This window comes from Streptomyces sp. WAC07094, from assembly GCF_036320405.1.
GTDB classification, from domain to species: domain Bacteria; phylum Actinomycetota; class Actinomycetes; order Streptomycetales; family Streptomycetaceae; genus Streptomyces; species Streptomyces lannensis.
The window spans coordinates 34,449-51,137 of the sequence record NZ_JAVMJZ010000004.1; the positions used below are offsets into that span (position 1 = coordinate 34,449).

Genomic DNA, 16,689 nt, shown 5'->3' on the forward strand with positions numbered 1-16,689 from the left:
ATGGCCGGAAACTACTGCGCCTGCCGAGTTGCTTGAGCTACAACTCACGGTGATGCGGTAGATCCGGGCGTGAGTCGTCGACGTATCGCCTGATCCTTCGCTGCCATCGGATCTCACCGTCGTGCCATATGTCGGTGGGGGCGAGTCCGGCGGCAGCGGCGACGGCAGCCGATGCCCGATGTTCGGGATGGATGTGGGCGATGACGGTGTGCACCGGCTGCGGGCCGAGCCAGTCGACGAGTCCTTGGGCTGCTTCCGAGGCCAGGCCCCGCCCCTGCCACGGGGTCCCCACCATCCAGGCGATCTCGGCGACCAGGCCGTGCGCGGACGGACCGACCGTCGCCTGGACCGTGCCCGTCAGACAGTCTTCGTCGCGGAGCCGGATCACCCAGTTCAGCCAGGACACGGCCGGGTCGGGAGAGCCCGCGGTCATGCGCTGATAGCGCGAGCGCAGGGCGTGCAAAGTGTCCGGAGTACCGCCGATGAAGGCGTGCAGAGCCGGATCGGACAGGACCGCGGCCATCTCCTCGGCGTGCTCGACCTGCAGCGGAAGCAGCATCAGCCTCTCGGTGCCGATGGCCTCGGCCACGAGCCTGCTCACGCGGCCACCGCCTGGGGGCGCAGAAGCGTCTCGCTGCCGGACGGGTATCCGATCCCGCTGCACGCGTCGACGTTCGCCCAGGTGCCCGACGAGGCAGAGATCGACTGACGCACCCGACCGCCGCTCACAGGACCACGGGCGCCCATCCGCAGTACCTGGCCCGTGAACAGCTTCTCCGCGCTCATACCCTCCACCCTCACACCGTGCCGGTCCGCCAAGCGGCCGCCTCCACCGAGGCGCCTTACCGCGACCAGAACCCCAAGGCGAGGACCGTCTCCCGCTGCACCCAGAGCGGGCTCCAGCCCCGGCAGCGTCTGCGACGCCTGCGCCCTCTACCGGTGTGGAAACTACTACGGCAGCGCTCGTACCGACCGGTCCGGGGGCGCCCTTCCCACAGCCCGCTCGGGGTGAGCACGGCCGGCCCGGTCCGCATCGACCACGGCAGCCGAAAGACCCCGCTCCACGCCGGCCCTCACAGCGGCAAGCCCCTGCATCGGATGAGGCGGAGAGCGGCCTCGTGCGGGAGGGCGGTGCGGCCGTGTGACGCGGCCGCACCGCCCAGGGGCTTTTCTGCTTGTAGGGCGCCGTATCAGGTGGCGTGTCGGCAGTGGAGACCGTCTTCTCGGTCGGCAGGTCGCGCCGCCGTGAGGGATGCGGTCAGCCGGTGCAGCGGGGGACGCTGTGGAGGGGGGCGCAGTTGGCCGGGAAGTTCCTCACGACGGAGCTGCGCAGGAGGTCCACCGGGAACGGCGGCAGGGTCGCGTTCGGCTGGGCCTGCATGCGTGCGCTCGTGCCGATGAACAGGTTCAGGAAGCTTCCGGGGTTGGAGATGCCGCCGCCGGAGCTGCCGTTGGAGGTGTTGTCGGTGACGGTGCTGCGGTAGAGCGTCGTCCGCTCGGCGGAGCCGAGGCGGATGCCGCCGCCGTCGTTGCGGGCGATGTTTCCGCTGACCTGGGTGGAGTTCAACCGCAGCGGCCCGGTGTGGCGGTTGATCGCGAGGGTTGCGATGCCACCCCCGAGGTCACCGGAGTCGTTGTGCTCGACCGACGTGTTGGTGAGTGTGGTGTTTCCCGCGTTGGCGAGACCTCCGCCCCAGATCCCGCTCGCGTTGCCGCGCAGGGCGCCGCCCTGCATCGTCATCGTGCCGTTGGTGGCCACGCCACCGCCGAAGGCCGCCCGGTTGTAGCTGACCGTGGTGTTCCTCAAAACGAGCGTTCCCTGCTGGTTCCAGATCCCGCCGCCGGTGCCGGCCCGGTTGTTCCTGACTGTTGAGTCGGTCAGGGTGAGGGCGCCGCCGGCGTTGAGGATGCCTCCGCCGTCGGAGTCGTCGGCGCCCGTCTCGCCGTAGCGCACGGTGACCGACTTCAGGCTCAGGCTGCCGCCTGCCCGCACGTGGAAGATGCGGAAGGGGGCGGCGGCATTGCGCTCGATGGTGGTGTCGTCTCCGGTGATCCATACCCTGCCGGCGATCTCGGGCAGACCGTCACCGGGATTGTCGGCCGACGTCAGGGTGTAGACGCACCGGGGGGCAAGGACGATGTTGCCGCTGCCGCCGGTGTTCGCGTTGGTGATGGCCGTCTTCAGTGCGGCGACGTCGTTGCACGGGACGCGGGTCGCCGGCTGCGCCTGCGCGGGCGCAGCCGGCAGCAGGGTCAGGCACAGGCCGAGGCCGGTGACGGCGGTGACGGTGGCGCGTCTGAGCGTGTCAGTCATGCGGCTTCCCTTGGCTGTGGGGGAGGGGAGGTGAGGCGATCCGGGCGAGGCCCGGATACCGAGCCTTCACTCCCCGAGCGCCGGTGATCATCACTCAGGCATACCTGATGACCTGTCAGGTTTATGAGGGGTGGCCGCCCGGCGCACTGCGGTCCAGCCGTTCGGACGCACCATCGAGCCCCAAGCGGGCCATGGCTCGTTGGGTCGATGACTGTGGCTCGTGCTCCCCGCAGTGCCTGTCGGCCCCAGCCGCAAACGCCGCCCGGGGCCCCGTCTTGCAAGAAGCCGGGGCCGGCGAGTGGGGAGTCCCGCACCGAACGCCTGGGTCGAGGCTGCCCGTCTTGCCTCTTCACACGGGCCTCGAAAACGGGCCGGCCGGTGGGCGTCGAGCCCCCCAAGGCCCTCGAAGGCCGTGAATCCGCCCCGCACGTCGGTGACCATGGCGTGCCGGACGGAGAAGCCGACCGCGCCGTGGACCGGGCTGAGATGACGTACGTACCGGTCACTTTTTCCTGCGGACGAAAGTCTGAGACGGTGCTTTCCGCGCCGTTCCTGGGTAGGGCGGGTCGACCTCTTCGTACGGGGTGGACCTCGGAGGCTGCGGGTGGCCCTGCCGGCGGCAGGGCCACCCGCGGGGGCTTACCGCTGCTGCGCGAACCAGTCGGCGAAGCGGGTCGCGGCGAGCTGCGCACCGGGGCCGGGGACGAGGGAGTCGTCCTGCAACTCGGACCCGTAGTACCGGGCGTGCGGGTCCGCGACGACCTTGCGGGAGTCGTTCTGGGAGGTCAGCACGTCACGGACCAGATCGTCGAAGCGGAACACGTCCGGGCCGGCGATCTCCACCACGCCGTTGAGGGGCTCGCCGGCCGCGGTGCGGGCGACGGCCGTGGCCACGTCGTCGGAGTAGATGGGCTGGAACTTGACGGGCGCGATGTGCACCGTGTCGCCCTCGGTGCTGGCGTCCGCGATGCCGTTCACGAACTCGAAGAACTGCGTGGCGTGGACGATGGAGTAGGCGATGCCCGACGCCTTGATCAGCTCCTCCTGGGCCAGCTTGGCGCGGAAGTAGCCGTTCTCCGGGAGCCGGTCGGTGCCGACGATGGAGAGCGCGACGTGGTGGGTGACGCCGGCGTCGGCGTTCGCCTTCATGAGGTTGCCGGTGCAGGTGCGGAAGAAGTTCATCACCGCGTCGTCCTCCCACGAGGGCGAGTTGGAGACGTCGACCACGACCTGTGCACCCTGAAGGACCTCGGCCAGGCCCTCACCCGTCAGGGTGTTCACGCCGGTGTTGGGGGAGGCCGCGACGGCCTCGTGTCCGTGCGCGTTGAGCTTGCTGACGACCTTCGAGCCGATGAGCCCGGTTCCGCCGATGACTACGACCTTCATGAATGGAGTCCTCTCGGGTGCTGTCGTGCACGGGGCGCACGGGGCGGTGACCCGCCCACCGGCACCGGTAGGTAGGTATTCGCCGGTATGACCGAGCGGCAGGGCAGTTTGTGACAGGGGCCCGGCCCGGTGGCGCCCGGTACCTCGTCGGGTGTGGTGTCTGCTGGCTGCGAGCTTGCCCTCGGTGGAGATGTCCTGCGTCCAGGTGGCGATCTCGCTCTGGCGGGTGACGCCGGTGGTGGGGGACTCAGGTACCACGGGTCGGCCCCTCCCTCGGCGTGGTCCGCACATGAACAACCGCCGTCGGATGAGCGGGCAGGCGAAGCCGGTCGCTTCTGGTGGCCGGCTTCACCGGTGCGTTGGAGCGATACCTGTGGGTTTCACAGGCCGGCTTCGCCTGCCGTGGCTGCTGCACGCCGTGGGGGTGGTGACGTGAGCCCCAGCAGGTGTGGGGAGGTGCTGCTTCCGTCGGAGACTTCGCAGGTGAGTCCTGTCTCCTGGCGGATCAGACGCAGCTTGACGGGAGGACGCGCATGGTGGATGGCGTTGGTGACCAGCTCGCTCGTGATGAGTCCTGTGGTGGGTGAGTCGCTGTGGACTTGGTGGGTTCCACCTGGTTTCACCGCGTGAAGGAGTGCGCCAATCCGGATTGCACACGTCTGTTCGTCGGCCTGTCCCACTCCGGCGCCCGGCGGTGGTGCGGGATGGCCGAGTGCGGGAACAGGCAGAATGCCGCCCGCCACCGGGAGCGGAAGAAGCGGCACACTGAGTCATTTCCAACCTGATCGCGATGCTGAGGAAGAGAAGTTCCTGGTGAAGGGTTGGTTTACCGCGGCAGCCGTGTCAGTCAGGAGCCTCTCAACGCTGCCTGTGTGGTCCGAGATTGAGCAGCACTTTGTCAAGCTGGTCACCAGTGAGGGCCGGCGCGGGCAATGGGGGCGCGGTCGGGTTGGTGCGAAGGCTGTCGAGGAGCAAGGCGAGCGGGCGGAGCCATGCATCGGGCGCGACCGTGGTGAGCGCGGGTACAGCCCTGCCCAGTGCTGCCAGGGTGATGAGCAGGTCCTCGGTGGTGAGGTCCGGGCGGATGGTGCCCTGCTTTTGACCGCGCCGGAGCAGCTCGTCGATTGTTTCGCGGTTGTGGGCGTGGATCGCCGTCAGGGAAGGGACACCTTCCAGGTTCGTGGTCATGAGGTCGTTGGCGCCGCGGTCTGCGGCCAGGCCCGCGAATACTGTTCGTAGGTACTGCGTGAGTCCCATCCATGCGTCGCGGGCGGTTCGTGCCCGTTCGCCGGCTGCTGCGGTCTCCGACAGCGCATCCCGGAAGACCTCGTCGACAAGCGCAGCGCGGGTCGGGAAGTGGCGGTAAAGGGTGGCGTTGCCCACGCCCGCCCGCCGGGCGATCACATCGAGCGGGGCGTCCAGGCCTTGTTCGGCGAAGACTTCGCGGGCTTTGCTCGTCAGCAACTTCCGGTTGCGCAGCGCATCACGGCGCTCCACTGGCGGACGGTCACCCATCACGTCTCCCTTGCCTTGCCCGTACCGGGGAGTGCTCCCCGGTACGGATGCTATCGTCGGCCATATAAACGGGGAGTGTTCCCCGTTTCATTTGCTGCGGGTGTGATGTCCGTGGTCGTTCAGGGGGGAAGCATGCTCGGAACCGCACTCGTGCTCGGCGGCGGCGCACCGGTGGGCGGAGCCTGGTTGACCGGGGTGCTCGCCGGGCTCACCGAGGCCGGGATCGATCTCGGCAGCGCCGACGTCGTGATCGGCACCTCCGCCGGTGCCGTCTTCGGATCCCGGCTCCGGTCCGGCGTCCCGGCTGCCGATCTCTACGAGCGCCAGCTCTCCGGAGCAGACGCGGTCCGTCTGCCGGTGACAGCACGCCAGACGGCGCGCTTTCTCTGGGCGGCGCTCGGCTCCCGAGACTCCCAGCGGTCCATCGAACGCCTTGCCCGGACAGCACTCCGCGCCCGGACCGTCCCGGAGTCAGACGTCTTCAACACGGTCGGCGCGCTCCTGGGCGACGTACGCGGCTGGCCTGAGCGGGATCTGCGAATTGCCGCAGTCGATACGCAGAGCGGACAGAGCGAGGTGTTCGACGCGCACTCTGGTGCCACACTCCTCGAAGCGGTCGCCGCGAGCTGCGCCGTGCCTGTCGTATGGCCGCCGGTCACCGTGGCGGGCCGGCGCTGGATGGACGGGGGCAGCCGTTCGACCGCCAACCTCCACCTCGCACGCGGGTACCGCCGGGTGCTGGCGATAGCGCCGGTTCCCCGGGCGGTCGGACCGCATCCAAGCGCCTCGCAGCAGGCCGCGGAACTGTCCGATGACGGAGCGCGTGTCATCCTGCTGTCCCCGGACCGCGCCGCGCGCCGCGTGATGGGCCGCAACATGACGGACGACACACGCCGCTCGGTTGCCGCCCGCGCGGGCCACGCCCAGGCCAGTACATTGGCCCCCTCGGTGGCCGACATCTGGCAGAGCTGACTGCGTCGTCGTCAACGTCTCCTTGACCGAGGGAAGTTGAAGTCGTCCGCTGCACAGAGACGATGAAGCTCCTGGTAGGTGAGTTCTCGACCGGGGAACCGTTCCCCCCGGAGGCTGCGCGTGTTCGTTTATCGATGGCCCCGCAGTGGGCGACGTCGCATGGGCGGTCCGGCTCGCCCCCCGGGGGCCCCGCATCGAGCAGCACCCCAGGAAGCGTCGCGGCCACGCCGGCATATAAACACCGCGAGGTCGGAGCAGACTTCATGCACCCGGCACATCGAGCGCTCCCCGCAGGGGAGTTGGCGGACTTCAACAGCTCCGGCGGGGGATACGGAGCGCCGCCCGACGGGCCCCGGGGGTGCGAGAGCAACATGGCGGCCCGCCATGGGCGCGGGCCGCCACCGGTAGCTCAGTAGTTGTTCCTGGAGGCGCTCAGGCAGCTGCTCATCAGGGAGTCCCTGTCGAAGTTGGCAACCTCCACACGCGCTATGAGGATTCCGCGACTGTCGGACGCGCTCGTGTGCCAGACCTGGTAGTCACCGGACCCTCCAGTGGCCGCATGCCACGGCCAATTCACTCTCACGCCGCTGTTGGTGTAGGTGACCAGCCGGACCTCGGGGTGGCGACCGTCGGGTTCCTCATCCTGAGCGTCCAACCACAGGTCTTTGATCGATGTCGAGCTTGCCCAGTTGCCGCCCCAGCTGCCCCATGCCCCACCGTCCGGCGTGGTACAGCTACTGGTGGCGTCTATCGCGGCGGCCGGACTGGCCGCGAGAGCGACGAGCGCAGCGGCTGCAGCGACCACTCCTACTGCGGAAAAACTGCGCAACCTCATATTCATGCTCCTTTTAAAGGGAGTTGACGGGGCGTTAAGAATTCCCTGCCGGCAGAAGGTGATCAATATCCGGGACGGTACGTGACGGGGGTCACATACCAGGGCCGGAAGTGCGGGGGTCTGGGGCACACCGACAGTGGGGCCTGCCAAGGCCCCTCGGCTCGAGGTTGCGATAGACGTCGCGCCTGGGAGCGCGCCCTGGCGTTGCGACAGGGTGCGAGAAGGCGCACAGGGAGGGACGCCGGCAGACCGGCCGTGCGCTTTGGGCTGTTGGGCCATGCGCCCGCGGCGCCCATGGTGTGACACGTCGGTGCGACACGGCCTGCGGGGTCAGCCTGTCGTTGCGGCCGCCTGTTCCTTTCTGCGCTGCCGGTAGGCCCGCATGGACGCGCGGGAGGCGCACTTCGGGCCGCAATAGCCGGCCGAGCTGTTGCGCGTCCGGTCGAAGAAGCAGAAGTGGCAGGGTTCATGACGGCAGGCCCGCAGCCTGTCCCACACGCCCGCGTGGGCGAGTTCGGTGACGTTCGCGAGCACGGTCGCGAACAGCCCGGGGATGCCGGTCTGCGTGCCGGCCAGGCTGGCTCCTGCAGCGGTGACGACCGTGGTGAGGGGATACCGCGTCGAGAGGCCGCGCAGCTGCTCCTCCGCCCGGGCGATTGCCCCGGGCGGGGTGCTCTTGTCGCCTGCATGCGCCAGCAGCACGGTGATCAGAGCGTCGCGCAGTTCGCGTGCTCTGGCCGCGTCGGCTTCGGTGACGCGGGCGGTCCCCGTGACCAGTCCCTGCTCCTGCAGCCAGGTGTGCATGGTGCCGGCGTCCGCGAAGCGCTCGGGGAGCTGCCGGGGCCCCGACGCGTGCGTGTTGAGGAAACGCAGGAGTGTGTCGGCGGCTGCCGGCTGGGTCAGCGGACTGCGCTCGGTCGCGGGTGCGGGCATCGTACGCGCCTCCTTTCCCCGTCAGTCTAGGTTGCCTCCCGTTAGGGGCGAAACCACTACGGCCTTCATCCCCTCCCGGTCCGGTGAGGTGTGTCACGAAAGCCCGGAATCATGCCGGTACGCCTTGGTGAGTTAGTGGCTAATCGTCTACGGTCCTCACCATGAAGAGGGGCTGAGCCGCTCCTGGAGCACGGCTCGAAGTCTTCGGTGATCCGGCCGGTACCCGGCGTGCGCGCACGGTACGGACGGCCCCGCCGCCCTCATCTCCCCGAACCGGTGACCCGCCTGTGCGCGGCGCACCGCCGTCAACCAAGAAAGGACCTCCCCATGTACATGAAGCTGGAACTGGCCGTGCTGCCCGTGTCCGATGTCGATCGGGCCAAGGCGTTCTACGAGGCAGCGGGATTCCGCCTGGATCTGGACAAGGACGTCCATGCGGAGTGGCGCGCGGTGCACCTCACCCCGCCGGGCTCGGAGTGCTCGGTGATGTTCGGTACGGGGCTGACGTCCGCCGAACCGGGCTCCGCCCAGGGCCTGTATCTGGCCGTCCTCGACATCGAGGAGGCCCGTGCGGAGCTGATCGCCCGTGGCATCGAGGTGAGCGAGGTCTTCCACGACGCCGGCGGACTGCTGTTCCACAGTCACGAGGACGGGGAGATCACCCACCGGCAGGAGGGGCAGGGCCGGCTCGCCGGCCCCCAGCCCGACCGCGCCTCCTACGGATCGTTCGCCACCTTCAGCGACCCGGACGGCAACGGCTGGGTGCTCCAGGAGATCAAGCAGCGCTTCCCCGGGCGCTGACGCCCCCCCGCAGGGCCCGTTCGTTCCGGCGGGCCCTGCACTCAAATAAGAGCATAGGCTCGTTTTCTGTGAAAGGAATTCCCGTGAACATGCCCCCGCGCAGTTCAGCCATGTTGCCCGGCCAACGTGAGCTCTGATCCCGAGGCAATCTCCTTTTCTTCTGGGTGGCACCGTCACCCAGAAGCACGGATCGCTCCCAGCGTGACGAAGCGAGACCACCGATTCAGCGAACCACACCGTCATAGCGGGCCGGACCGGGCGCTCCGGAACAGGGCTTACCGGCCCGCCTCCTGAAACGCCGGGGAAGGGGGGTGCCAGCCCAGCTCGGGGGCGATCAAATGCCGTACGTCGTGCAGGATCTGTTCGTACTCCTCGCGGTGGAATTCGTACGGCAGCTCCAGGCGCAGCTCCGACACCTGCGCGAGGACGGGATCGGCCGCCAGCTGCTCCAGGATCTGCTCCGCGGTGCCGACCACGTCCGGGGCGAACAGGAACCGCTTCGAGCCCAGCGCCGCCAGGGTCTGCGGCTTCAGGGTGCGCTCGTGCCGACTGGCCGCGTAGTCCCGGTAGCGGGCCCGGGTTGCTGCGTCGGCGCTGTCGAACGGCACGATCACCCGCCCGAGCGCTACCCGCGCGGCCGGCCGGTCGTCGCCCAGGCTGCGCCGGTACTCGGAGAGCAGGTTCAGCTGGGCGGTGGTGAAGTCGTCGGCGTCCTGGCCGGAGACGATGTTGCCGGACAGCAGGTTGAGACCGTTCTCGGCGGCCCAGCGGACCGATTGCAGGCTGCCTGCGCCGTACCAGATCCGCTTCGCCAGAGCGGGGTTGTGCGGCTGCAGTCGCGGCCGTTGGGTGTTGCCGGGCGAGTGGATCACGGTGTCCGGGCCGCCGAGGTAGCCGCCGCGCAGGTTGTCGACGAGGCGGGCGATCCTGCCGTATGACAGGTCGAAGCTGCGCCAGTCGCCGTCGTACACCAGGTCGCCGAGCAGTTCGGCGTGCGGCATGCCGGTGCTGAAGCCGACCTGGAGGCGGCCGCGGGACAACACGTCAGCCAGCGCGAGGTCCTCGGCCAGGCGGAACGGGCTCTCGTATCCGATGGGGATGACTGCGGTGCCCAGCTCGAGCCGCTCGGTGCGCTGACCGGCCGCGGCGAGGAACACCGCGGCGGAGCCGACGCCGTGCTCGAGGTGGCGCTGACGGATCCAGGCACCGTCCAAGCCCAATCGCTCTGCGTAGGTGAAGAGTTGGAGTGTTTCCTCCAGGCCGGTGTACGGATCGTCGTCGGCGAAGTTGCCCGGGGTGAGAAGGGCCAGTGAGGTGATGGTGGGCGTGCTCATGCGATGTGGTCCTCAGCTCGTGGCCTCTCGGCGGTGGGGGCGGGGACGCGGCCGCCGGGGATCGCCGCGAGCAGTTCGCGGGTGTACTCGTGGCGGGGGCGGGTGAACAGTTCCTCCGGCGGGCCTGTCTCGACGACACGGCCGGCCCGCATGACGGCGACCTGGTGAGCGATCTGCCGTACGACGGCCAGGTCGTGGGAGATGAAGAGGTAGGCCACCCCCAAGTCGGTCTGCAACTCGGTGAGCAGTTCCAGGACTTGGCTCTGCACGGACACGTCGAGCGCGGAGACCGGCTCGTCGCAGACCACCAGGTCGGGGGAGAGGGCGAGGGCGCGTGCGATCGCCACGCGCTGTCGCTGGCCGCCGGACAACTCCGCCGGCCGGCGCTCCAGTGCGGCGGCGGACAGGGCCACCCGGTCGAGCAGTTCGCGGGCCCGGGCGAGCCGGGAGGTGCGGTCGCCGATCTTGAAGGCGCGTAGCGGCTCGGTGATCACTTCGCCGATGGAGAAGCGCGGGTCGAGTGAGGCGTACGGGTTTTGGTAGACGAGTTGGGCGCGGCGGCGCAGCTGCCTGGCCCGGGCGCCCTTGGCGGTGGTGACGTCGGTGCCGTCGAACAGGATGTGCCCGGCGCTCGCGTCGGTGAGGCGGAGCACCAGGCGGGCCGTGGTGGACTTGCCCGAGCCCGACTCGCCGACCAGGGCGAGGGTCTGGCCCCGGTGGAGGGTGAGGCTGACGTCGTCGACGGCGCGCAGGGTGCGGGGCCCGTCCCCGGTGCGTGGCAGCCTGAATTCCTTGACCAGGTTGCGGACTTCGACCAGGGGCGCCGTCTTCGCTTTGGGGATGGAGGCCGGGGTGCGGGGCCGGGCGGTGGTCAGGCTTGTGGCGCTGGCCAGCAGGTGCCGGGTGTAGTCGTTCTGCGGGTCGGCCAGGATGTCACCGGTGGGGCCCGCCTCGACGACCTTGCCCTGGGACATCACCACCAGCCTCTGTGCCCGCTCGGCGGCGACCTGGAGGTCGTGGGTCACGAGCAGGACCGCGGTGCCCGACACCTCGGTGAGGCGCTGGAGATGGTCGAGGATGACGCGCTGCACGGTGACGTCGAGCGCGCTGGTGGGCTCGTCGGCGATGATCAGCTCGGGCTGTGCTGCGATGGCGATGGCGATCAGAGCGCGTTGCCGCATTCCGCCGGACAGTTCGTGCGGATACTGCCGGGCCCGGACGGCCGCGTCGGGCAGCCCGGCCCGGTCCAGCACGGCGACCGTCTCGGCGGGAGCCGAGCGGCGGGTTGCCAGACCGTGGATGAGCAGCACCTCGGCGACTTGGTCGCCGATCCGCTTGACCGGGTTGAGGGAGACCGTCGGATCCTGGGGGACCAGTCCGATCCGTGCTCCGCGGACGGTGCGCAGTTCCGCCTCCGACAGGGTGGCCAGGTCGTGACGGCCGAAGCGGACCGTGCCCGCGTCGATGCGGCCGTTCGCCGAAAGGAGCCGGGTGATGGCGTGTGCGGTGGTGCTCTTGCCGGAGCCGGACTCGCCGACCACCGCTGTGACCTGTCCCGGCCACACGTCGAGGTCCACGCCGCGGACGGCTGTGATCGTGCCGCCTCGGGCGCGGTATGACACGGACAGGTCGCGTATCTCCAGCAGGGGTGTGGTCACATCCTCACCGTTCTCACGTTCGTCGGTCATGGCTGCCGGTTCCATTCGCCGTCCAACGCGCGGGCGATGCGGTTGGTGGCCAGCACGGTCGCGGCGATCGCCAGCCCGGGCAGCGCGGTCAGCCACCAGGCGTTGGCGAGGTAGTTGCGGCCGTCGGAGATCAACGTGCCCCACTCCGGGGCCGGCGGGGGAGCGCCGTAGCCGAGGAAGCTCAAGGCCGACACGGCCAGGATGGAGGAGCCGAAGTCGAGGGTGGCCAGCACGATCACCGGGCCCGCCGCGTTGGGCAGCACATGCCGGCCCAGCACCGCGTACCAGCGGGCCCCGCTCGCGTGCGACGCCTCCACGAACACCGCCTGCCGTACCCGCAGCACCTCCGCGCGCGCCACTCGCGCGAATGCGGCGACGCTGGCGATGCCGACCGCGACCGCCACCTTCACCGTGCCGTAGCCCAGGGCGGTGACCAGGGCCAGGGACAGGAACAGTGCGGGGATGGACAGCAGCACGTCGACGAAGCGCATCAGCACGTCGTCCACCCAGCGGCCCGCGAACCCGGCGACCACCCCGAGCAGCCCGCCGGCCACGAACGCCACCAGCACCGCGATCAGCGTGGCCTTCAGGGACAGTTGGGCGCCGTGGACCACCCGGGAGAACACATCGCGGCCCAACTCGTCGGTGCCGAACCAGTGACTGCCACTCGGGCCGCGGAAGTTCTGCGACGGCACGCCCTTCAGCGGGTCCTGCGAGGTGAACAGGTCGGGCCAGAACGAGGCCAGCACCACCAGCACGAGGACGACCACCGACAGCAGCAGCCCCGGGCGGCGCAGAACGAACCGCAGCAGCCGTCGTACGTCCACGCGGCGCCCGGGATACGGCTCCGGCCCCGCCCCGATGGGGCGGGCCAGTGCCAGTGCCGCTTCGGCGGGGTCGTCGACAAGGCTCTGGCTCATGCGAGGGCCGCCTTTCTGTCCGAGGCCACCACGAGCCGGGGGTCGAAGAGTGGATAGACCAGGTCGATGACCAGGTTCGTCGACACGAAGATCAGCGCCCCGAACACCACCACCCCCTGGACCAGGGGGATGTCCTGGGCCGTGACGGCCGCCGCGGTGACGCGGCCGAGGCCGTCGCGGGAGAACACCGTCTCGACGACGACCGAACCGGCGATCAGCTGCCCCACCAGCAGGCCGACGACCGTCAGCGCCGGCAGGGCCGCGTTGCGCAGCGCATGCCGCAGATGGACCCGCCACCGGCCGGCGCCCTTGGCCCGGGCGGTCTCCACGTACGCCTGGTCCAGTGCGGTGAGCAGGCTCTTGGCGAGCACCTGCGCGATCTGCGCACCGGTCGGCACCGCCAGAGTCAGCGCCGGCAGTACCAGCCCCTTGAATCCGTCGTTGCCGAACGCGGGGAACCAGTGCAGCCGGAAGGAGAACGTCTCGACGAGCAGCAGTCCCACCCAGAACGTCGGGACGGACACCCCCAGCGGCGGCAGCGACAGCAGCAGCTGCCGCAGCCAGCGCTGAGCGGTGTAGGTGGCCAGCACCGCCAGAGCGCCGCCGAGGACCACGGCGAGCAGCAGTGCCGCGCCGGTCAGCTGCAGTGTCTGCGGCAGGGCGTCGGCCAGCGCCGAGGTGACAGGGCGGCCGGTGGACACCGAGTCGCCGAAGTCCCCGCGCACCGCCCGGCCGAGGTATTCGGCGTACTGCACCAGCACCGGTTTGTCGAAGCCGTACTCGTGCCGCAGGGCGGCGATCTGCTGCGGGTCGACCTGCCCCGAGTCCATTCCGGCACTGGCCATCGCCGTGACCGGGTCGCCCGGCAGATAGTCCAGCACCAGGAACGAGACCGTGTAGGCCGCCCACAGCACCCCGACCGCCTGGCCGAGCCGTTTGATCGCATAGAGGCGCATGCGCTACCCGATCCAGGTGTCGTGCAGCTGGATCCGGCTGGAGGCGTCGAAGTTCACATCGTGCACCTTCTTCGCCACACCCAGCTGGGTCTGGAGTTCCACCACCGGCACGTAGTAGGCGTTCTGCACGAGCGACTGCTGCGCCTGGGTGACCAGTTGCCTGCGCTTGGCCGCATCGACGGTCGCGGCCTGCTCGGACAGCGCCGTGTCCAGGGAACTCGCAGGCAGGTGGTAGAAGTTGGCCAGCTTGGTGGAGAAGGAGCTGCGCAGGATGTCCGGGTCGGCGCGGGTCACGTTCCCCCACACCGCGTCGAAGTCACCCGACTGCAGGGTGGGGGCGAACTGCGTGACCTGCAACTGCTTGAGGACCACCTCCACACCGACGGCCTTGAGCTGCTGCTGGATCAGCTCCAGCGCGGGCTGGTTGGTGGAGGCGTTGGGGAACCACTTCACGGTCAGGCTCAGCTTCTTGCCGTCCTTGCTGCGGATGCCGTCGCTGCCCATCTTCCAGCCGCTCAGGTCCAGCAGCGACCTGGCCTTGGCCGCGTCGGACCTCAGGTCGGAAGCGAGACTGGTGTAGTCGGGTGTGGTCTGCGCGAGGACGCTGGTCGCCGCCTGCGTGCCGGTGGGGAAGACGGTGTCGGCGATCTGCTGCCGGTCGACGGCCGACACAATCGCCTGGCGCACCCGCGTGTCCTTCAGGACAGGCCGCGAGTTGTTGAGGCCCAGACCGAACACGACGCCGGGATTGGCCCGCCGCTGCAGGGTGACCTGACCGCCCTTGAGCGCCGCCTCGTTGGCCTTGCCCACGCTGCTGATCGCGTCGACCTGGCCGGACTGCAGACTTCCGGCCCGTACGCCCGCCTCCGGGACGACCTTGAAAACCAGCTTGTCCAGGTACGCCTCGCCCTTCTTGCTCCACCGCGAGGAACCCCACGCGTATCCCGTGCGCTTGGCCAGCGTGATCGACTGGTTCTGCACGTACTGCTTCAACACGAAGGGCCCGGACCCGATCACCCCGTCGCTGCACTTCTGCTGCGGGGTCCTCTTCACGCTCGCCGACGACTCGATCCCCAGCGAGTGAGTCGAAGTGGCCTGCAAGAACTGGGCGTTGGGCTGGCTGAAGGTCACCTTGACGGTGAGCGGGTCGACCACCGTGGTGCTCTTGACGCCGCTCAGATAGCCCTCGGCGAGCGTCCCCAGAGCGCCGAGCTTCGGCACCGCGTCGAAATTGTCCTTGACCACCTGCGCGGTCAGCTTCGAGCCGTCGCTGAAGGTGACGCCCGACCTCAGATGGAACGTGAACGTCGTGGCGTCGGAGCTGACATCCCAGCTCTTGGCCAGCCACGGCACGATCGTGCCGGTCTTGGGGTCCTGGTCCGTCAGCGAGTCCACGATCTGGCGCACCGAGTAGATGGTCTCGTTGCTGGCGACCTGCTGCGGATCCACGCAGCCGGCGTCCGAGCCCACCGCGAAGGTCAGGGTGCCGCCGGACGTGGGCCGTCCGGCGCCACTGCCGGAATCGCCGCCGCCGGAGCCACAGGCGGTCAGCACCACACTGGTCGTCACAAGGGCGGTCAGTACCGCCCACCGGGAGGTTCTGACATCGAAAAGTGCAGTCACGGAGGGCTTCTCCTACTCGTATCACCAGGCACGGATGGTGCAGGGCACGGCCGTGCGTGGGCGTGCGGCCCCGGCCGGCGCGACGCCGGGACCGGGGGAGCGCCGTGCAGACGAGGATCAAAGGGCAAAAAAAGGGGGGATCAACGACAGAACGAGATCAGGCGCAGGCGGGTGCGGCGACGGCGGGTGCCGTACTGCGACCAGCGGCGGGAAGGCCCGTCAGGCCTGACAGAGACAGCTGGTCGAGCGCTTGAGGTCGATGTGGCGCCGACGCGAGAGCCGGGAGAACACGGTGGCGCCGGCGAAGCGGGCGCTGAGGTCACCACCGTGCCGCATATCGGTCCTCCACCTATCCGAACCCCGGTCACGGGGCCCCGCGCTTGCGGAGATCGTCGCTGATCCCGCCGGGCTTTCACCTGGAGCACCCCACCGCGGGGGAGGGTTGCCGGTCAGCGAGCCAGGGCTTGACGCTGACACTCAATGCCAGTTTGTGATCGTACGGAGCGGTCTTGTCGTACGTCAATGGCGCACAAGGACGCCCTGTAAAAGGGGAGTCGGTGCGAGAGTGCGCGTCCGGCTCAGGAGCCGCCACGCTCGCGCGGGATCTTCTGGCCGGCCTCGATCGCCACCGGCAGCCGGTTCTCGGCCGGGGGCAGCGGGCAGGTGGCCAGGTCCGTGTAGGCGCACGGCAGGTTCGCGGCCCGGTTGAAGTCCAGGACGACCGTGCCGTCGGCGGCGGGCGGATCGAGGGCCAGGGACCGGTTGGCGGCGTAGGTGGTGACCCCGGAGGTCGCGTCGGTGAACAGCACCAGCAGACGTCCCGCACCATGGCCGGGGAACGCGGTCAGCGACAGCGGGCGCCCCTCGAGCTCGAACTCGACCCTGCCCGGGGCGTCGTAGACATGCTCAAGGCCCTCGACCGCGGCGCCCACGGTGGTCGGCCGCGGAGTGTCGAAGGGGATGTAGCGGCCCCTCACAGCCCACCGCGGGTCGGGGGCGTAGGCGGGCGTTCCGGTGAAGGCCGTGCGCAGCGGCGCGTCCGGGTGCCGGGGGCGCACGATGTCGTGCCCGCCGCGCTTGGCGACCTCGATGACGGCGTCTGCCCACAGGGCGTCGACGCCGCCGCGCTCGGGAAGCACGCCGAAGCGGTGCTCGCCGCGCACCGGCGTGCCGTCGACGACCAATTCCTCGCCGTCGTCGAGGTCTACGACGACCCCTTCGGGGCCCGTGCGCCACGCGCCGGGCGCGTCCGGAAAGCGCTGGGGCCGGTCGTCGAGCCAGTGCAGGCCGGTGATCGCCAGGAACCCGTGCGGGGCAGCGAGCCGGGCCTCATGGGCGCGGTACCACTGCAGCCAGGTCTCGGTGAAAGCCTGGAGGTCCGTGGTGGTGGCCTCGGTGGTCATGGGGAATCT

At 69.6% G+C, this 16,689-nt stretch carries 17 protein-coding genes, 1 pseudogene and 1 riboswitch; of the genes and pseudogenes, 3 read left to right on the forward strand and 15 right to left on the reverse strand.

Going from position 1 to position 16,689, the window contains the following annotated elements; genetic code table 11:
* Positions 1-37: 37 nt before the first annotated feature.
* The 5 genes and pseudogenes from RCR19_RS42025 to RCR19_RS42045 form a co-directional block, all read right to left on the reverse strand.
* Positions 38-601 carry a GNAT family N-acetyltransferase gene (locus RCR19_RS42025; RefSeq protein ID WP_331270372.1) on the reverse strand — a complete coding sequence of 188 codons (564 nt, stop codon included), beginning with the start codon at positions 599-601 and terminating at the stop codon, positions 38-40.
* Positions 598-786, reverse strand: a complete 189-nt coding sequence (locus RCR19_RS42030) for a hypothetical protein (RefSeq protein ID WP_331270373.1) — start codon at positions 784-786, stop codon at positions 598-600. Before RCR19_RS42030 ends, RCR19_RS42025 begins: the two co-directional genes overlap by 4 nt.
* Positions 787-1,258: 472 nt before the next feature.
* Positions 1,259-2,314 carry a hypothetical protein gene (locus RCR19_RS42035; protein WP_331270374.1) on the reverse strand — a complete coding sequence of 352 codons (1,056 nt, stop codon included), beginning with the start codon at positions 2,312-2,314 and terminating at the stop codon, positions 1,259-1,261.
* Between the two features lie 639 nt (positions 2,315-2,953).
* Positions 2,954-3,700, reverse strand: coding sequence for an SDR family oxidoreductase (locus RCR19_RS42040; RefSeq protein ID WP_331270375.1), 747 nt, complete (start codon positions 3,698-3,700; stop codon positions 2,954-2,956).
* A gap of 443 nt (positions 3,701-4,143) precedes the next feature.
* Positions 4,144-4,281, reverse strand: a pseudogene (locus RCR19_RS42045) (ATP-binding protein); the annotation flags it as partial.
* 45 nt (positions 4,282-4,326) lie between these two features.
* On the opposite strand from RCR19_RS42045, the gene RCR19_RS42050 reads away from it, so the two are divergent.
* A complete protein-coding gene (locus tag RCR19_RS42050) occupies positions 4,327-4,485 on the forward strand; it encodes a CGNR zinc finger domain-containing protein (RefSeq protein WP_331270376.1) in 159 nt (52 codons plus the stop codon).
* 73 nt (positions 4,486-4,558) lie between these two features.
* On the opposite strand, the gene RCR19_RS42055 is transcribed toward RCR19_RS42050, so the two are convergent.
* A complete protein-coding gene (locus RCR19_RS42055) occupies positions 4,559-5,215 on the reverse strand; it encodes a TetR/AcrR family transcriptional regulator (RefSeq protein WP_331270377.1) in 657 nt (218 codons plus the stop codon).
* A 132-nt stretch (positions 5,216-5,347) separates the two neighbouring features.
* Here RCR19_RS42055 and RCR19_RS42060 point away from each other — a divergent pair, with 132 nt between their 5' ends.
* Positions 5,348-6,187 carry a patatin-like phospholipase family protein gene (locus tag RCR19_RS42060; RefSeq protein WP_331270378.1) on the forward strand — a complete coding sequence of 280 codons (840 nt, stop codon included), beginning with the start codon at positions 5,348-5,350 and terminating at the stop codon, positions 6,185-6,187.
* Between the two features lie 409 nt (positions 6,188-6,596).
* On the opposite strand, the gene RCR19_RS42065 is transcribed toward RCR19_RS42060, so the two are convergent.
* Both RCR19_RS42065 and RCR19_RS42070 read right to left on the reverse strand, forming a co-directional pair.
* Positions 6,597-6,842, reverse strand: a complete 246-nt coding sequence (locus tag RCR19_RS42065) for a hypothetical protein (RefSeq protein WP_331270379.1) — start codon at positions 6,840-6,842, stop codon at positions 6,597-6,599.
* Between the two features lie 510 nt (positions 6,843-7,352).
* On the reverse strand, positions 7,353-7,955 hold the full coding sequence (locus tag RCR19_RS42070; protein WP_331270380.1) for a CGNR zinc finger domain-containing protein: 603 nt from the start codon (positions 7,953-7,955) through the stop codon (positions 7,353-7,355).
* A 327-nt stretch (positions 7,956-8,282) separates the two neighbouring features.
* Here RCR19_RS42070 and RCR19_RS42075 point away from each other — a divergent pair, with 327 nt between their 5' ends.
* Positions 8,283-8,756: a VOC family protein gene (locus tag RCR19_RS42075; protein ID WP_331270381.1), complete on the forward strand. Its 474-nt coding sequence runs from the start codon at positions 8,283-8,285 to the stop codon at positions 8,754-8,756.
* 275 nt (positions 8,757-9,031) lie between these two features.
* Here the strand turns inward: RCR19_RS42075 and RCR19_RS42080 are convergent, their stop codons facing one another.
* The 7 genes from RCR19_RS42080 to RCR19_RS42115 form a co-directional block, all read right to left on the reverse strand.
* Complete coding sequence (locus RCR19_RS42080) at positions 9,032-10,090, reverse strand: LLM class flavin-dependent oxidoreductase (RefSeq protein ID WP_331270382.1); 1,059 nt, start codon at positions 10,088-10,090, stop codon at positions 9,032-9,034.
* The gene (locus tag RCR19_RS42090; protein ID WP_348541443.1) at positions 10,087-11,778 is read right to left on the reverse strand and encodes an ABC transporter ATP-binding protein; all 1,692 of its coding nucleotides are present in this window, start codon (positions 11,776-11,778) and stop codon (positions 10,087-10,089) included. The genes RCR19_RS42080 and RCR19_RS42090 overlap by 4 nt, the downstream gene beginning before the upstream one ends.
* On the reverse strand, positions 11,775-12,698 hold the full coding sequence (locus RCR19_RS42095; RefSeq protein ID WP_331270383.1) for an ABC transporter permease: 924 nt from the start codon (positions 12,696-12,698) through the stop codon (positions 11,775-11,777). The genes RCR19_RS42090 and RCR19_RS42095 overlap by 4 nt, the downstream gene beginning before the upstream one ends.
* The gene (locus RCR19_RS42100; protein ID WP_331270384.1) at positions 12,695-13,654 is read right to left on the reverse strand and encodes an ABC transporter permease; all 960 of its coding nucleotides are present in this window, start codon (positions 13,652-13,654) and stop codon (positions 12,695-12,697) included. Before RCR19_RS42100 ends, RCR19_RS42095 begins: the two co-directional genes overlap by 4 nt.
* A 3-nt stretch (positions 13,655-13,657) precedes the next feature.
* On the reverse strand, positions 13,658-15,277 hold the full coding sequence (locus RCR19_RS42105) for an ABC transporter substrate-binding protein (RefSeq protein WP_331270385.1): 1,620 nt from the start codon (positions 15,275-15,277) through the stop codon (positions 13,658-13,660).
* Positions 15,278-15,496: 219 nt separating this feature from the next.
* Positions 15,497-15,613, reverse strand: coding sequence for a putative leader peptide (locus RCR19_RS42110; protein ID WP_023551189.1), 117 nt, complete (start codon positions 15,611-15,613; stop codon positions 15,497-15,499).
* A gap of 35 nt (positions 15,614-15,648) precedes the next feature.
* A riboswitch (SAM riboswitch) is annotated at positions 15,649-15,762 on the reverse strand.
* A 93-nt stretch (positions 15,763-15,855) separates the two neighbouring features.
* Positions 15,856-16,680 carry a DUF1684 domain-containing protein gene (locus RCR19_RS42115; RefSeq protein WP_331270386.1) on the reverse strand — a complete coding sequence of 275 codons (825 nt, stop codon included), beginning with the start codon at positions 16,678-16,680 and terminating at the stop codon, positions 15,856-15,858.
* Between the last annotated feature and the right edge of the window lie 9 nt (positions 16,681-16,689).

Excerpts from the sequence above, each read along its gene's own strand:
- RCR19_RS42100 (WP_331270384.1), bottom strand. The coding sequence starts at position 13,654 with ATGCGCCTCTATGCGATCAAACGGCTCGGCCAGGCGGTCGGGGTGCTG.
- RCR19_RS42035 (WP_331270374.1), bottom strand. The coding sequence starts at position 2,314 with ATGACTGACACGCTCAGACGCGCCACCGTCACCGCCGTCACCGGCCTC.
- RCR19_RS42060 (WP_331270378.1), top strand. The coding sequence starts at position 5,348 with ATGCTCGGAACCGCACTCGTGCTCGGCGGCGGCGCACCGGTGGGCGGA.
- RCR19_RS42090 (WP_348541443.1), bottom strand. The coding sequence starts at position 11,778 with ATGACCGACGAACGTGAGAACGGTGAGGATGTGACCACACCCCTGCTG.
- RCR19_RS42070 (WP_331270380.1), bottom strand. The coding sequence starts at position 7,955 with ATGCCCGCACCCGCGACCGAGCGCAGTCCGCTGACCCAGCCGGCAGCC.
- RCR19_RS42080 (WP_331270382.1), bottom strand. The coding sequence starts at position 10,090 with ATGAGCACGCCCACCATCACCTCACTGGCCCTTCTCACCCCGGGCAAC.
- RCR19_RS42075 (WP_331270381.1), top strand. The coding sequence starts at position 8,283 with ATGTACATGAAGCTGGAACTGGCCGTGCTGCCCGTGTCCGATGTCGAT.
- RCR19_RS42115 (WP_331270386.1), bottom strand. The coding sequence starts at position 16,680 with ATGACCACCGAGGCCACCACCACGGACCTCCAGGCTTTCACCGAGACC.
- RCR19_RS42055 (WP_331270377.1), bottom strand. The coding sequence starts at position 5,215 with ATGGGTGACCGTCCGCCAGTGGAGCGCCGTGATGCGCTGCGCAACCGG.
- RCR19_RS42030 (WP_331270373.1), bottom strand. The coding sequence starts at position 786 with ATGAGCGCGGAGAAGCTGTTCACGGGCCAGGTACTGCGGATGGGCGCC.
- RCR19_RS42095 (WP_331270383.1), bottom strand. The coding sequence starts at position 12,698 with ATGAGCCAGAGCCTTGTCGACGACCCCGCCGAAGCGGCACTGGCACTG.
- RCR19_RS42040 (WP_331270375.1), bottom strand. The coding sequence starts at position 3,700 with ATGAAGGTCGTAGTCATCGGCGGAACCGGGCTCATCGGCTCGAAGGTC.
- RCR19_RS42110 (WP_023551189.1), bottom strand. The coding sequence starts at position 15,613 with ATGCGGCACGGTGGTGACCTCAGCGCCCGCTTCGCCGGCGCCACCGTG.